9 protein-coding genes, 6 tRNA genes and 2 rRNA genes are annotated in these 15,999 nt (G+C 37.2%); 13 read left to right on the plus strand and 4 right to left on the minus strand.

The genetic code is table 11. The features are described from left to right. Positions 1-71 precede the first annotated feature (71 nt). The 12 genes from MHB47_RS03970 to glmM all read left to right on the plus strand — a co-directional run bounded on the left by MHB47_RS03970 (position 72) and on the right by glmM (position 8,153). Positions 72-2,995, plus strand: a 23S ribosomal RNA gene (locus MHB47_RS03970). 82 nt (positions 2,996-3,077) lie between these two features. Next, positions 3,078-3,192: ribosomal RNA gene (gene rrf / locus MHB47_RS03975) — 5S ribosomal RNA — on the plus strand. Between the two features lie 11 nt (positions 3,193-3,203). Then, positions 3,204-3,278, plus strand: a tRNA-Asn gene (locus MHB47_RS03980). Positions 3,279-3,281: 3 nt separating this feature from the next. After that, positions 3,282-3,353: transfer RNA gene (locus MHB47_RS03985), tRNA-Glu, on the plus strand. Positions 3,354-3,361: 8 nt separating this feature from the next. Continuing rightward, positions 3,362-3,437: transfer RNA gene (locus tag MHB47_RS03990), tRNA-Val, on the plus strand. Between the two features lie 16 nt (positions 3,438-3,453). Beyond that, positions 3,454-3,537 (plus strand) — tRNA-Tyr (locus MHB47_RS03995). A 4-nt stretch (positions 3,538-3,541) separates the two neighbouring features. Next, positions 3,542-3,616, plus strand: a tRNA-Gln gene (locus tag MHB47_RS04000). A gap of 4 nt (positions 3,617-3,620) precedes the next feature. After that, positions 3,621-3,693: transfer RNA gene (locus MHB47_RS04005), tRNA-Lys, on the plus strand. 291 nt (positions 3,694-3,984) lie between these two features. After that, entirely contained in the window at positions 3,985-4,890 is a 906-nt protein-coding gene (gene rocF, locus MHB47_RS04010; protein WP_002507017.1) for an arginase, read from the plus strand. A 137-nt stretch (positions 4,891-5,027) separates the two neighbouring features. Continuing rightward, complete coding sequence (gene cdaA, locus MHB47_RS04015; protein ID WP_002507018.1) at positions 5,028-5,834, plus strand: diadenylate cyclase CdaA; 807 nt, start codon at positions 5,028-5,030, stop codon at positions 5,832-5,834. A gap of 1 nt (position 5,835) precedes the next feature. Further along, positions 5,836-6,768, plus strand: coding sequence for a CdaR family protein (locus tag MHB47_RS04020; RefSeq protein ID WP_340755268.1), 933 nt, complete (start codon positions 5,836-5,838; stop codon positions 6,766-6,768). Between the two features lie 29 nt (positions 6,769-6,797). Then, positions 6,798-8,153, plus strand: a complete 1,356-nt coding sequence (gene glmM / locus MHB47_RS04025) for a phosphoglucosamine mutase (RefSeq protein ID WP_340755270.1) — start codon at positions 6,798-6,800, stop codon at positions 8,151-8,153. 96 nt (positions 8,154-8,249) lie between these two features. Here glmM and MHB47_RS04030 read toward each other — a convergent pair whose 3' ends face one another. From MHB47_RS04030 to MHB47_RS04045, 4 genes are read right to left on the minus strand one after another with little or no spacing between them, the layout of a single operon-like run. After that, positions 8,250-9,353: a mannitol-1-phosphate 5-dehydrogenase gene (locus MHB47_RS04030; protein WP_340755272.1), complete on the minus strand. Its 1,104-nt coding sequence runs from the start codon at positions 9,351-9,353 to the stop codon at positions 8,250-8,252. Further along, complete coding sequence (locus MHB47_RS04035; RefSeq protein ID WP_340755273.1) at positions 9,353-9,787, minus strand: PTS sugar transporter subunit IIA; 435 nt, start codon at positions 9,785-9,787, stop codon at positions 9,353-9,355. The genes MHB47_RS04030 and MHB47_RS04035 overlap by 1 nt, the downstream gene beginning before the upstream one ends. A 5-nt stretch (positions 9,788-9,792) precedes the next feature. Then, positions 9,793-11,823, minus strand: coding sequence for a BglG family transcription antiterminator (locus MHB47_RS04040; protein WP_340755275.1), 2,031 nt, complete (start codon positions 11,821-11,823; stop codon positions 9,793-9,795). A gap of 37 nt (positions 11,824-11,860) precedes the next feature. Further along, positions 11,861-13,420 carry a PTS mannitol transporter subunit IICB gene (locus MHB47_RS04045; protein WP_340755277.1) on the minus strand — a complete coding sequence of 520 codons (1,560 nt, stop codon included), beginning with the start codon at positions 13,418-13,420 and terminating at the stop codon, positions 11,861-11,863. A gap of 664 nt (positions 13,421-14,084) precedes the next feature. On the opposite strand from MHB47_RS04045, the gene glmS reads away from it, so the two are divergent. Next, positions 14,085-15,890 (plus strand): glutamine--fructose-6-phosphate transaminase (isomerizing), encoded by a 1,806-nt coding sequence (glmS, locus tag MHB47_RS04050; RefSeq protein ID WP_340755279.1) that lies wholly within the window; start codon positions 14,085-14,087, stop codon positions 15,888-15,890. The last annotated feature ends 109 nt before the right edge of the window (positions 15,891-15,999 follow it).

Genomic DNA, 15,999 nt, shown 5'->3' on the forward strand with positions numbered 1-15,999 from the left:
TTCGAAAGAACACTCACAGATTAATAACATTTTAGGTTTTCAACCGATTTTATCGTGTTGAAGGTCGAAAAGATTAAGTTATTAAGGGCGCACGGTGGATGCCTTGGCACTAGAAGCCTACGAAGGACGTTACTAACGACGATATGCTTTGGGGAGCTGTAAGTAAGCTTTGATCCAGAGATTTCCGAATGGGGAAACCCAACACGAGTTATGTCGTGTTATCGATATGTGAATACATAGCATATCTGAAGGCAGACGCGGGGAACTGAAACATCTTAGTACCCGCAGGAAGAGAAAGAAAAATCGATTCCCTGAGTAGCGGCGAGCGAAACGGGAAGAGCCCAAACCAACGAGCTTGCTTGTTGGGGTTGTAGGACACTCTATACGGAGTTACAAAAGAACAAATTAGACGAATCATCTGGAAAGATGAATCAAAGAAGGTAATAATCCTGTAGTCGAAAGTTTGTTCACTCTTGAGTGGATCCTGAGTACGACGGAACACGAGAAATTCCGTCGGAATCCGGGAGGACCATCTCCCAAGGCTAAATACTCTCTAGTGACCGATAGTGAACCAGTACCGTGAGGGAAAGGTGAAAAGTACCCCGGAAGGGGAGTGAAATAGAACTTGAAACCGTGTGCTTACAAGTAGTCAGAGCCCGTTAATGGGTGATGGCGTGCCTTTTGTAGAATGAACCGGCGAGTTACGATTTGATGCAAGGTTAAGCAGTTAATGTGGAGCCGTAGCGAAAGCGAGTCTGAATAGGGCGTTGAGTATTTGGTCGTAGACCCGAAACCAGGTGATCTACCCATGACCAGGCTGAAGTTCAGGTAACACTGAATGGAGGGCCGAACCGACTTACGTTGAAAAGTGAGCGGATGAGTTGTGGGTAGCGGAGAAATTCCAATCGAACCTGGAGATAGCTGGTTCTCTCCGAAATAGCTTTAGGGCTAGCCTTAAGTAATGATTATTGGAGGTAGAGCACTGTTTGGACGAGGGGCCCTTATCGGGTTACCGAATTCAGACAAACTCCGAATGCCAATCAATTTTATCTTAGGAGTTAGAACGCGGGTGATAAGGTCCGTGTTCGAAAGGGAAACAGCCCAGACCACCAGCTAAGGTCCCAAAATATATGTTAAGTGGAAAAGGATGTGGCGTTGCCCAGACAACTAGTATGTTGGCTTAGAAGCAGCCATCATTTAAAGAGTGCGTAATAGCTCACTAGTCGAGTGACACTGCGCCGAAAATGTACCGGGGCTAAACATATTACCGAAGCTGTGGATTGTCCGTAAGGACAGTGGTAGGAGAGCGTTCTAAGGGCGTTGAAGCATGATCGCAAGGACATGTGGAGCGCTTAGAAGTGAGAATGCCGGTGTGAGTAGCGAAAGACGGGTGAGAATCCCGTCCACCGATTGACTAAGGTTTCCAGAGGAAGGCTCGTCCGCTCTGGGTTAGTCGGGTCCTAAGCTGAGGCCGATAGGCGTAGGCGATGGATAACAGGTTGATATTCCTGTACCACCAAATTTCGTTTTAAGCGATGGGGGGACGCAGTAGGATAGGCGAAGCGTACTATTGGATTGTACGTCCAAGCAATGAGACTGAGTGTTAGGCAAATCCGGCACTCTTAAGGTCAAGTTGTGATGGGGAGAGGAAATTGTTTCCTCGAGTCGTTGATTTCACACTGCCAAGAAAAGCCTCTAGCTAGAATTTTGGTGCCCGTACCGCAAACCGACACAGGTAGTCAAGATGAGAATTCTAAGGTGAGCGAGCGAACTCTCGTTAAGGAACTCGGCAAAATGACCCCGTAACTTCGGGAGAAGGGGTGCTCTTTAGGGTTAACGCCCAGGAGAGCCGCAGTGAATAGGCCCAAGCGACTGTTTATCAAAAACACAGGTCTCTGCTAAACCGTAAGGTGATGTATAGGGGCTGACGCCTGCCCGGTGCTGGAAGGTTAAGAGGAGTGGTTAGCTTCGGCGAAGCTACGAATCGAAGCCCCAGTAAACGGCGGCCGTAACTATAACGGTCCTAAGGTAGCGAAATTCCTTGTCGGGTAAGTTCCGACCCGCACGAAAGGCGTAACGATTTGGGCACTGTCTCAACGAGAGACTCGGTGAAATCATAGTACCTGTGAAGATGCAGGTTACCCGCGACAGGACGGAAAGACCCCGTGGAGCTTTACTGTAGTCTGATATTGAAATTCGGTACAACTTGTACAGGATAGGTAGGAGCCTTTGAAACGTGAGCGCCAGCTTACGTCGAGGCGTTGGTGGGATACTACCCTTGCTGTGTTGGATTTCTAACCCGCACCATTTATCATGGTGGGAGACAGTGTCAGATGGACAGTTTGACTGGGGCGGTCGCCTCCTAAAGAGTAACGGAGGCGCTCAAAGGTTTCCTCAGAATGGTTGGAAATCATTCATAGAGTGTAAAGGCATAAGGAAGCTTGACTGCGAGACTTACAAGTCGAGCAGGGTCGAAAGACGGACTTAGTGATCCGGTGGTTCCGCATGGAAGGGCCATCGCTCAACGGATAAAAGCTACCCCGGGGATAACAGGCTTATCTCCCCCAAGAGTTCACATCGACGGGGAGGTTTGGCACCTCGATGTCGGCTCATCGCATCCTGGGGCTGTAGTCGGTCCCAAGGGTTGGGCTGTTCGCCCATTAAAGCGGTACGCGAGCTGGGTTCAGAACGTCGTGAGACAGTTCGGTCCCTATCCGTCGTGGGCGCAGGAAATTTGAGAGGAGCTGTCCTTAGTACGAGAGGACCGGGATGGACATACCTCTGGTGTACCAGTTGTCGTGCCAACGGCATCGCTGGGTAGCTATGTATGGACGGGATAAGTGCTGAAAGCATCTAAGCATGAAGCCCCCCTCAAGATGAGATTTCCCAACTTCGGTTATAAGATCCCTCAAAGATGATGAGGTTAATAGGTTCGAGGTGGAAGCATAGCGATATGTGGAGCTGACGAATACTAATCGATCGAAGACTTAATCAAATTTAAAAAGTGTTTTGTTTGGCATTATCAAATTTTACTTACTATCTAGTTTTGAATGTATAATTTTTTATACAGTTCATTGTCTGGTGACAATGGCAAGGAGGTCACACCTGTTCCCATGCCGAACACAGTAGTTAAGCTCCTTAGCGCCGATGGTAGTCGGACTTACGTTCCGCAAGAGTAGGACGTTGCCAGGCAATTTCATTATTCCACAGTAGCTCAGTGGTAGAGCTATCGGCTGTTAACCGATCGGTCGTAGGTTCGAGTCCTACCTGTGGAGCCATATGGCCCCGTGGTCAAGCGGTTAAGACACCGCCCTTTCACGGCGGTAACACGGGTTCGAGTCCCGTCGGGGTCATACATATTGGAGGATTAGCTCAGCTGGGAGAGCATCTGCCTTACAAGCAGAGGGTCGGCGGTTCGAACCCGTCATCCTCCACCATTTTTAATTTAATAGCGGAGGGGTAGCGAAGTGGCTAAACGCGGCGGACTGTAAATCCGCTCCTTCGGGTTCGGCAGTTCGAATCTGCCCCCCTCCACCATTAATGGGCTATAGCCAAGCGGTAAGGCAACGGACTTTGACTCCGTCACTCGTTGGTTCGAATCCAGCTAGCCCAGCCATTTAGAGCCATTAGCTCAGTTGGTAGAGCATCTGACTTTTAATCAGAGGGTCAGTGGTTCGAGCCCACTATGGCTCACTCTATAGCATTTCTCTTATGAGAAATGCTTTTTTTGTGTTGAAAATTAAAATTACTAAAAATTTTTAAATGATAATATAATAAAGAAAATTCAAAATAATTTATATACATTTTTATGATTAGAATAGTATGTAAAAGCTAATATAAGGCCTTTTTATGAATTATAAATCATTATACTGGTTTTATATGTAAAATGTCGATTTTATAAAAAAATTATGATATTACATTAACTTGAAACATAAAGCGCTTTCGATTATTCTAGTAACAGATGAAAGCAAAGGGGTTTTTAACATGAATAAAAAAATAGAAATAATTGGAGCACCATCAACATATGGTCAAAGGAAATTAGGGGTTAACTTTGGTCCAGATGCTATACGATATGCAGGTATTGTTGATCGTATTAGAGCGATAGGTTTATCCGTTGAAGATTCTGGTAATATTGAAGTACCAGCAATCGATTTAGATAAGTTTAATTCAGAGCAAGAGGGCTTACGAAATTTAGATGAAATTATTACTGTTTCTAATAACTTAAGTGAAGCTGTATCGAATAGTATTGAGAAAAATAACTTCCCATTAATTCTTGGAGGAGATCATTCCATTGCTATAGGTTCAATATCTGGCGTAAGTAAACACTATGATAATTTAGGCGTTATTTGGTATGATGCACATGGGGATTTGAATGTACCTGAAGAATCACCATCAGGGAATATACATGGGATGCCATTACGTGTGCTTGCTGGAGACGGGGATGATCGTTTAGTTAACATTTCAAATTATACACCTAAAGTAAAGCCAGAAAATATCGTTCTTATAGGAATGAGAGACTTAGACGATGGCGAGCGCCGTTACATAAAAGAAAATAATATTAAAACTTATACTATGGCGGAAGTTGATCGATATGGTATTAAACAAGTTATGGATGAAACGATAGAGTATCTAGAAGCTAAAACAGACGGTATACACTTATCATTAGATGTCGATGCGTTGGATCCTGTTGAAACACCAGGAACAGGCACTAGAGTCTTAGGTGGTTTGACATATAGAGAAAGTCATTTTGCGTTAGAGTTATTACATAACTCGAAGTGTGTAACTTCTATGGATATAGTTGAAGTTAATCCATTAATAGATCACACCAATGATACAGCTAAACAAGCTGTTGGTTTAGTAGGTAGTTTCTTTGGAGAAACGCTTCTATAATTAGTAATGAAACTGATGTGGATTAAATCCATATCAGTTTTTTTAATTTTTACAATAAAATTAAATACTAAATATGACAGTTGGCTTTATGATTGGTATAATATATATCATGGGAACAGATAACCGGAGGAGATGTTATGGATTTATCCAACTTTTTTGATGACTGGAGTACAGTGAAAATAATTGCAAGTGTACTCGATTTGCTCATAGTATGGTATGTACTTTATCTTCTCATTACAGTTTTTAAAGGTACCAAAGCCATTCAACTATTAAAGGGAATTGTCGTAATAGTTATTGGTCAACAAGTGAGTAAAATGTTAAATTTAACAGCCACAGCCAAATTGTTTGATTTAGTTATTCAATGGGGTGTGTTAGCTTTAATCGTAATATTCCAACCAGAAATTAGACGCGCATTAGAACAACTTGGTCGTGGAAGTCTATTTAAACGCTATTCAACTAATTTAAATAGTGATGAAGGAAAACTTATATCCTCTGTATCCAAAGCAGTGCAGTATATGGCAAAACGACGTATTGGCGCATTGATTGTTTTTGAAAATGAAACAGGGTTACAAGATTATATCGAAACTGGTATTGCCATGAACTCGGAAATATCACAAGAACTTTTAACAAACGTGTTCGTGCCTAACACACCTTTACATGACGGTGCGATGATTATACAAGAAAATAAAATTGCAAGTGCTGCAAGTTATTTACCATTATCAGATAGTGCCAAGATTGCTAAAAGCTTAGGTACAAGACATAGAGCAGCAGTTGGTATTTCTGAAGTGTCTGATGCTTTTACAGTTATTGTCTCTGAAGAAACAGGGTCAATTTCCGTTACATTTGATGGTAAATTAAGAAAAGATATTTCTAACGAAGCTTTTGAAGAATTATTGGCTGAACATTGGTTTGGCACACACTTTAACAAGAAAGGTGTGAAATAATATGCTAGAAAGTAAGTGGGGATTAAGGTTAATAGCACTTGTATTAGCGTTAATATTTTTCTTATCAGTTAATAATATGTTTGGCAATATTTTTAATGCTGATAACTTAGGACAGAAATCTTCAGAAACAATTGAAGATGTACCAGTTCAAGTGAAGTATGACAACACATCATTGTATGCCAGTGAAGTTCCAAATAAAGTAGATGTAGAAATATCTGGACCACAATCACAAGTACTAAAGGCTGAAAATGGTGAAAGTATTAAAGCCGTATTAGACTTGAGTGAAGAAAAAGCAGGTAAGCATACTACACAATTCCAAGTGAATGGGTTAAATAAAGATATTGATTATAATGTGAAACCGAAAGAAACAACCATAAATCTGGAAGAGAAAGTAAGTAAAACATTAAAAGTAGAACCAGATGTAAGTAATAATGATTTGGATCCGGAATATAAAGTGAGTGAACAGAGCGTGTCACCAGAAACTGTTAAAGTGACTGGCGGTAAAAATCAAATTGATAAAATTGCTTATTTAAAAGCAACATATAAAAATAAAAGTGAAATTTCTAAAAACACAACAGATGTTGCACAAATTACTGCATTTGATAGAAACTTAAATAAAATTGATGTGATGGTTCAACCAAATGAAGTCAATCTAAGTGTGAAAGTAGAAGACTATAGTAAAAAAGTGAAAGTAAAAACTAAAACAGTAGGCTCATTATCAAACGGTCGTGAAGTAGATAATATCGAATTAGATAATGAGGAAGTTGAAATTTATGGTAATAAAGAAGATCTAGAAGATATTGATGAAATTACAGCCAATATTGATTTGGATGATGTGGCAGGTTCTACTGAAAAAGATATTACGTTTGAAGTACCTGATAAGGTTACTAAAGTAAGTCCTAAAGATACAACTGCAACAATTACAGTCAAATAGATTTTTTTAAAATAAAGGAGATATATATAATGGCAAAATATTTTGGAACAGACGGCGTAAGGGGCGTAGCTAATAAAGAACTTACCCCTGAACTTGCATTTAAATTAGGACGCTACGGTGGTTACGTATTAGCACATAATGAAGGGGAAAAGCACCCTAAAGTACTCGTTGGTAGAGATACGCGTGTTTCCGGAGAAATGTTAGAATCTGCTTTAATTGCTGGACTTATTTCAATTGGTGCAGAGGTAATGCGTTTAGGTGTTATATCAACGCCCGGAGTTGCTTATTTAACTCGTGCAATGGAAGCTGATTTAGGCGTCATGATTTCTGCTTCTCATAATCCAGTTCCAGATAATGGTATCAAATTCTTTGGTTCAGACGGTTTTAAATTGTCAGATGACCAAGAACAAGAAATAGAAACACTTTTAGATCAAGATAATCCTGACTTACCTAGACCAATTGGAGAAGATATCGTTCATTGCTCTGACTATTTTGAAGGTAGTCAAAAATATATCAGTTATTTAAAATCAACAGTAGATGTAAATCTAGACGGCATGAAAATTGGCTTAGATGGAGCGAACGGTTCTACTTCATCATTAGCGCCATTTTTATTCGGAGATTTAGAAGCAGATACTGTGACAGTTGGATGTAATCCAGATGGTTATAATATAAATAAAGAAGTTGGTTCAACACATCCTGAAACATTAGCTAAGGAAGTTGTAGAATCTGAATGTGACTTTGGACTTGCTTTTGATGGTGATGGAGATAGACTTATCGCTATTGATGAAAATGGAGAAATCGTTGATGGTGATCAGATTATGTTTATTATTGGGCAAGCGATGTCTAAGAATCGTGAGCTTAATAACAATATGATTGTTTCAACAGTGATGAGTAATTTAGGATTTTATAAAGCTTTAGAAAATGAAGGTATTCAATCAAACAAAACTAAAGTTGGAGATCGTTATGTTGTTGAAGAAATGAGAAGAGGTAATTATAATTTAGGCGGCGAACAGTCGGGTCATATCGTTCTTATGGATTATAATACGACAGGTGACGGTTTATTAACAGGTGTACAATTAGCAAGTATTATTAAAATGACTGGTAAAAGTCTAAGTCAACTTGCAGGCCAAATGAAAAAATATCCTCAATCATTAGTCAATGTACGAGTTACAGATAAATATCGTGTAGAAGAAAATATTGATGTTCAAGAAGTAATGACAAGAGTAGAAGTAGAAATGAACGGGGAAGGTCGTATATTAGTAAGACCTTCAGGTACAGAACCACTTGTTCGTGTAATGGTTGAAGCTTCAACTGATGAAGATGCACAACGTTTCGCGCAAACAATAGCAGACGTGGTACAAGATAAAATGGGATTAGACGAATAAACAAATTTCAATTTTTGATAAAATAAAAAAACTGGGAACAAGGTTAAAACTCTTGTTCCCAGTTTTTTATTACTATTTGACAGCAATTTTAAAATATTATAGTACATTATATGCTTGAACAATTTCTGTAGTTAATTGTTCATCGATTTTAGCATAATTTTTTAAGAATGCTTCAACGCTGTTGGATTTAATATAATCATTTTTCTCTACTGTTTCGGGATCGTTAGAGTCATCATATTTTAACAACAATGCAGCTGCTTTAACTAAACCGTCATGCTCTAAATTATTTTGATATAAATAATTTAATGGCTTAATGATACGATCTTGAGGTCCTATTTTACGAATTGTGCCACGACCGACACGCGTAACTTCGTCCGATAAGTTAGGATTTTTAAAACGACCTATAATTTTTTCAACATACTGTGCTTGTTCATTTTCTGTAAAATCAAATTGACTTGTAATATACTGGCTAGTTTCTTTAAGTACTTTATCTAAATCATGTTTAATATTCTCATCATTAATAGCATCTAATACTGTAGGCTGATTAAAGTATCGACCTGCATAAGCTAGGTAAGCATGACCAGTATTCACAGTTAGTAGTTTTCTTTCAATATATGGTGTTAAGTTATCTACATATTTAATGTGATTTAATTCTGGACCGAACCATTTATCTTTTTCTATAACCCACTCATAAAATGGTTCAACCACGACATCTAAAATATTTTTATTCTTTTGCATTGGCACGATTCTATCGACTGCTGAATTAGCAAAATGGATATGGTCATCTAAAGGACCAGTTATATCTAGAATCGCTTTTTTCAAAGTGTTCGTAGCCATAATAGCATTTTCACATGCCACAATATTTACAGGTGTTTCTTTTTCTTTTAAATAGGGCGCAAATGATTTAGCAATAATTGGTAAGATATTAACGCCAACTGCAGTGGTAATTAAGTCTGCTTCTAATACTGCTTCTTTCAAACTTTCAGAAAGGGAACCTGAATCAATTGCATCAACGTTATGCACGCGTGTTGTTGTTTGAGCTTCATCAGCTAAAATGACATCATATTCTTGTTTTTCATCTAAAGCATTGATAATATCAGCGTTCACATCTGCAAATGTTACTTTAACATCATTATCAGCTAAGATGTAACCGATAAAACCTCTGCCTATGTTACCTGCACCAAAGTGTAATGCTTTCATTATGCGTCAGCCTCCTCAAAGACCTGTTTAATTTCTTCTGCAGATGAAGCTTTAACAATACGCTCAACATTTTCTTCTTCACTAAACGTAATTGCAATTTTAGAAAGTAAATCTAAATGTTCACCGTCTTTACCTGCAATTCCGACAACGACTTTAACTTCTTCACCGTCCCAATCGACACCTTTAGGAATTTGAATTAATGTTAATCCTGATTTTAAGACACTTGTTTTAGCTTCGTCAGTACCATGTGGAATTGCTAAGCCATTACCCATGAAAGTCGTAACGACTTGTTCACGGTCTTTCATTGCTTGAATATATGCTTCTGTCACGGCACCACTTGAAACTAAGGCTTGTCCCGCTTTTTCGATTGCTTCGTTTTGGTCTTTCATTGATTGGTTAATAAAAATGTTTTCGTTACTGAATAATTCGCTCATTTTCTTCACTCCAAGTTTAATAGATTTTGTAATTGTATAAGATAACTCTGCTTTAAAATATCTAACAATTGTTCTGGATGTTGCATAAATTCATCAATATTGTCTAAATGTTCAACCATTTTTCCTGATATGTCACTGACAAGTTGTGACATCGTATCATCATGCGGTACAAACATATTTAATAAATAATTTACTGATAAATCGTCATTTTGATTACTTTTAAGCATGATAGACTCATTTAAAATCGTAATTAAAATAAAAGGCTTTTGAATTATTTCATTCTTTAAATGAGGTATGGCTATCGGATATGGTTCCAAGACAAATCCTTGAGTGTCCATATGATGCTTAATGAGTTCAGCGAATGACTGACCATCTGTAATAATTTGGTGAGATAATAATGTTTCAGTTAAATAGTTAGTCCAATTAGAAACGCTTATATAATCAATATATACTGAATCAATAAGTTCTAAACCTTTTCTGATATAAGATAGTTTAGCTTCAGGATCTGGTATATTTTGATGTGTATAATCTAATGTGTCGCTGGGTTGTAAGTCTTTTTGCATGTTTAGAAACGCAGCAACATGATTAATATCTGAATCAGGCAGTAATGGATTTACAGTGATATAAGGTGTTGTAATGTCTAAATCTACGGTTGTGATAATCGCATCAAATTGTGTTGGATCTAATTCATTTAAATCTCCAACTGAAGCTTGTGTCGTTTTTTGAATCTCACTGAATGTTTGCTGTAATCGTGTAGCTAGTAAGCGACTTGTGCCAATACCGCTACTACAAACAACTAAGACGCTATAAAATGGACTTCCTTGATTTTGAATAGCACCACCAAAATGCAACACAATAAATGCAATTTCACTATCTGGAAAATTAAAATCTGGCCAAATATGTGATAAACCTCGATGTACACTTTCAAAAAGTCTAGGGTATTTATGTTTAATCATTTCTGTTAATGGATTATATGTCTCAATATTTGCGTTCAATCGATTAATTGCAGGAATAAGGTGCAATTTCAAACCTTCACTCAGTGTATCCCAATCTTTAAAGTCTTGTTGTGAATATTTAGCAACAGAGTGAATAAGTTGATCGATACGAGCTTCATCCTTATTATCTTTAAACACTTCAACGGATTCCTTACGTTTCGCACCACGCAAATGAATTGTAATAAAGGTTACTTCTGCTTGATTGAACTGCACGCCATAAATATGTTCTAAATGTAAGGCGAGTGCAGCAGCTACTTTGTGTTCAAATGAATCTTTAACATTATTATAGATATCATTATTTAGCGCAACGTATTCACCATTAAGCATGCGATCGATACTTAATACAATATGCACAGTCAATGTGAGGTAACTAGATTCAGTCAATGAATAGGGGAGTTGATCTAAATGATCCATAAGTATGCGTTCTACTTGGAAAATTTTATCCATATCTACCATCGCCAGTTGAGATTGGTTAATGGATTGATAGACAAAATGATTTTCAATTACTGAATAGACACTCGTACTATTTAAATTATTGACCATAAGTTGACTTAATAATTCACGTTTTTTTGATTCAGCGCCACTTAAATGAATACCTTCGCCGCGTTTTTTCTGTAATTTTAATTGATATTGATCAAGTTCAATGTCTAATTCATCCAAAAGTTTGGTTAACGTCTGTGTAGATACACCAATTTCATGTGCTAAGCCATATTGCTTGATAGGTTCTTTAGCTTGAATCAAAGCATATAAAATAATAACTTTTTGTTCTTCTTGAGATAAATCGATTGTATTTTGTTGTGACAGTACATTTTTCAGTGAGGTCATTGCATGCTCATCTGCATCGAGTTGTATTCCTTTTTTAGTCACACGTTCTAATTTAATATTAAACGTATTTATGAATGACTCAATGGATTTTAACTCTCTATGAATAGTACGAGAGGATACAGCTAGATGTTGAGCAATGTCATAAATCGTGACATATTGACCGTGATACTTAATTAACATTTCGATAATTTCTTTTTCACGTGTACTCAAAAACATAGTCATACCCTCCAGTATTATTCTATATAATTTTTAATTAATTTTCGTCTTGCTTAAGATTTTCAAGTAATTCATCATATCTAGGTGAATTTAAGAAATTGTCTACTGAAATATGAATTGCATTAGGTGCTTGTTTAATTGCTCTATCAGTAAGTTTTTTCTGTGTAATAACAAGTTGTGCGTCCTCAGATAATTGATTGATTGCGGTATTTGAAACATCCACATCTTGGATACCTGCTTTTTTAAATTTATTACGTAACATACTTGCTCCCATAGCACTTGAGCCCATACCAGCATCACAAGCGAATATAGCATGGTTTACTTTACTATAATCATGCGCATGTACATTTTCTGTATCATAATTATCTAATAAGTCTTCTTCAGATTGTGCTTCACTACTTTCAGTATCTGCAGATGTAGCTGCAGCACTAGCACCAGCACCAGTCGTTCCAACAGTATTATTATCTTTATTCCCTGTTAGTTTAGAAGATACACTTGATTTTTTACCTTTAGTAGATTCCATTTTTTCCGTTGCAGCTTCTAGGTCTTCATCAGGTTCTTTTGTGAACTTCAAGATGATGGCAGCAACGATGAACGAAACTAAGGCTGCGAGTACTACACCGATAAGCATGTGTAAAAATTCACCTTTAGGTGCGTTCAGAACATAAACGATAAAGGAGCCAGGTGAAGCTGGGCTCTTGAATCCAAAGTCAAATAGTGAATAAGTAGCAACGCCTGTCATACCACCTAAAATTACAGCTACGAATAGTAACGGACGCATTAATACGTAAGGGAAGTAAATTTCATGAATACCACCTAAGAAGTGGATAATACCAGCACCGTAAGATGTTGCTCTTGCAGTTCCAGTACCAAAAATCATATAAGCAACTAAAATACCTAAACCAGGTCCAGGGTTAGATTCAATTGTATATAAAATGGATTGACCAGCAGAAGCTGCCTGATCGGCACCAAGAGGCGTAAACACGCCATGGTTGATCGCATTATTTAAAAATACGATTTTTGCAGGTTCTACTATAATACTTACTAATGGAAGTAAATGAGCATGTACTAACGTTTCAACTGCTAATGAAAGGATGTACATAATGAATTCCATAATTGGTGCTAAAAGTTTGAAACCTAGGATAGTCATTATAAAACCTAAAATACCAGCAGAGAAGTTATTGAATAACATTTCAAAGCCTTGTGGTGTTCTCGGTTGAATAAATTCGTCAGTTTTTTTCATTAACCAACCAACGAGAGGTCCCATAATCATTGCACCAAGTAACATTGGTGTATCTGGTAAAGCAACGATAACCCCCATTGTTGCTACAGCAGCAATAATACCGCCGCGCATTTCATGAATTAAACGTCCACCACTATAAGCAATAAGTAATGGAATCAAGTATGAAATCATTGGTCCAGATAATTCACTTAACTCTTTATTCGGCCACCAACCACCATCAATGAAAATAGCAGCGATAAAACCCCATGCGATAAATGCACCAATGTTTGGCATGATCATACTACTAAGAAACGAGCCAAATGCCTGGACTTTGCGCCCAATACCTTTGTTTTCTTTAGTCTCTGTTTGTGACATAAATTGCACCTCTTTTTCTGTTTTTATTTATAAGTTCATTGTATGGCTGTTTACATTAATAAACAACTTAAAGTAATTTCAATTTTGTCATAGAGTTTTTGACAACTTTACGACAGTTATCTAATACAAAAAAGAAAGAAAATTACGTAGTGTGACAACATATAAATAAAATTTTAAGTGGTTGTAAAAATAATGTTAATAAATGATTTGCAATAAACATTGTTTACATTGTACAATAAGAATTATTGAGGGAAAGGAGGACAGTTAAATCATTTAGTTCAATTATAGCGCCTGTGCAAGTGAAGTGATAAATGTTAAATATTTAAGGTTTATAACAGAAATCTTAATAGACATGATATCAGTACTTGTAGACGAGGAGGATAGTTATCGAACCATCGGCGGATGCTATCCCGGATGTGGCTCATTCGTGAACTTATTAAGGAAAACATTAGGGCAACCTAGTGCACAAAGTTAATAAGATAGCCAAAAATAAAATAAAAATAATATTATAAGGTGTATGGGACTAATATGCCTATCTTAGACATGGATTCGCTTTTAAATAAACAAAGGCACCAGTCCGTCTATGATGGCTTATAAGCAATTGAACAGGTTCGTACACGCTGAACGTTCGTTGCCCATCGCCATTACATTGGAGGAAAATTAAATGTGTGGAATTGTTGGATATATTGGGCATGATAATGCCAAAGAATTGTTATTAAAAGGTTTAGAAAAATTAGAATACAGAGGTTATGACTCTGCCGGTGTTGCAGTAGTGAATGACAAAGGTAATTCAGTATTTAAATCTAAAGGACGCATTGCTGAGCTTAGAAAAGTTGCAGATAGTGATGATACTGATGGTAATGTAGGTATCGGACATACACGTTGGGCGACACATGGTGTGCCGAATCATGAAAACTCACATCCGCATCAATCAACATCAGAACGATTTACACTTGTGCATAACGGTGTAATTGAAAATTATGAAGAACTTAAAAACGCATACTTAAAAGATATTTCATTTATCTCAGAAACAGATACAGAAGTGATTGTACAATTAGTAGAATATTTCTCAAATACAGGCCTTGCTACTGAAGCTGCATTTACAAAAGTAGTTTCTTTATTAGAGGGTTCTTACGCACTTGGTTTAATCGATAGTGAAGATAAAGATAAAATTTATGTAGCTAAAAATAAATCACCATTATTAATTGGCGTAGGCGATGATTTCAATGTGATTGCATCTGATGCTATGGCTATGTTACAAGTTACGAACCAATATAAAGAAATTCACGATCATGAAATTGTTATCGTTAAACGTGATGAAGTTATTATTAAAGATCAAGATGGCACTGTTCAAGAAAGAGAAGCTTATACAGCACAAATTGATGCAGCTGATACTGAAAAAGGTGTTTATGACCACTACATGCTAAAAGAAATTCATGAACAACCAGCAGTAATGCGTCGTATTATTCAAGAATACCAAGATGAAGAAGGTAACTTGAAAATGGATGAAGACATTATCAAAGATGTTGCAGCAGCGGATCGTATTTATATTATTGCTGCAGGTACAAGTTATCATGCTGGTTTAGTAGGTAAAGAATTTATCGAAAAATGGGCTGGTATTCCTACTGAAGTTCATGTTTCTTCAGAATTTGTGTATAACACGCCATTACTTTCTGAAAAACCATTATTTATTTATATTTCACAATCGGGTGAAACAGCAGACAGTCGTGCGGTATTAGTTGAAATGAACAGATTAGGTCACAAATCGTTAACGGTTACGAATGTTGCAGGATCAACGTTATCACGTGAATCTAACCATACATTACTATTACATGCAGGCCCGGAAATAGCTGTTGCTTCAACAAAAGCATACACAGCGCAAATTGCAGTACTTTCTATTTTTGCAAAAATCGTAGCGAGAGAACGTGGTAAAGAAGTAGATGTAAGTTTATTACGTGAATTAGCTAAGGTAACAACTGCAATCGAAGCGATTGTAGATGACGCTGATGTTATGGAACAAATTGCAACAGATTTCTTAAGAACTACTCGTAATGCATTCTTTATCGGTCGTACAGTAGACTATAATGTGAGTCTAGAAGGTGCTTTAAAACTTAAAGAGATTTCATATATCCAAGCAGAAGGATTTGCTGGTGGAGAGTTAAAACATGGTACGATTGCGTTAATTGAAGAAGGCACACCTGTGATTGCATTAGCAACACAAGAAAAAGTTAACTTATCAATCCGCGGTAACGTGAAAGAAGTTGCAGCGCGTGGTGCAAACCCATGTATCATTTCAATGGACAGTCTAAACAAAGAAGGCGATACTTACGTAATTCCAAAAGTACATGAACTATTAACACCATTAGTTTCTGTAGTAACGATGCAACTCATTTCTTATTACGCATCACTACACAGAGATTTAGACGTAGACAAACCACGTAACTTAGCAAAATCAGTTACAGTAGAATAAATAAAGATTAAATTATAACTTATTGTTTATATAACAAAAGGCTGAATCCATTGGTGATTCAGCCTTTTTATTATGTATTAAATTTAGTGAAATACATTGATTTTACTCA

Origin of the sequence: Staphylococcus sp. FSL K6-3157, from assembly GCF_038005145.1 — a bacterium.
Taxonomy (GTDB): domain Bacteria; phylum Bacillota; class Bacilli; order Staphylococcales; family Staphylococcaceae; genus Staphylococcus; species Staphylococcus equorum.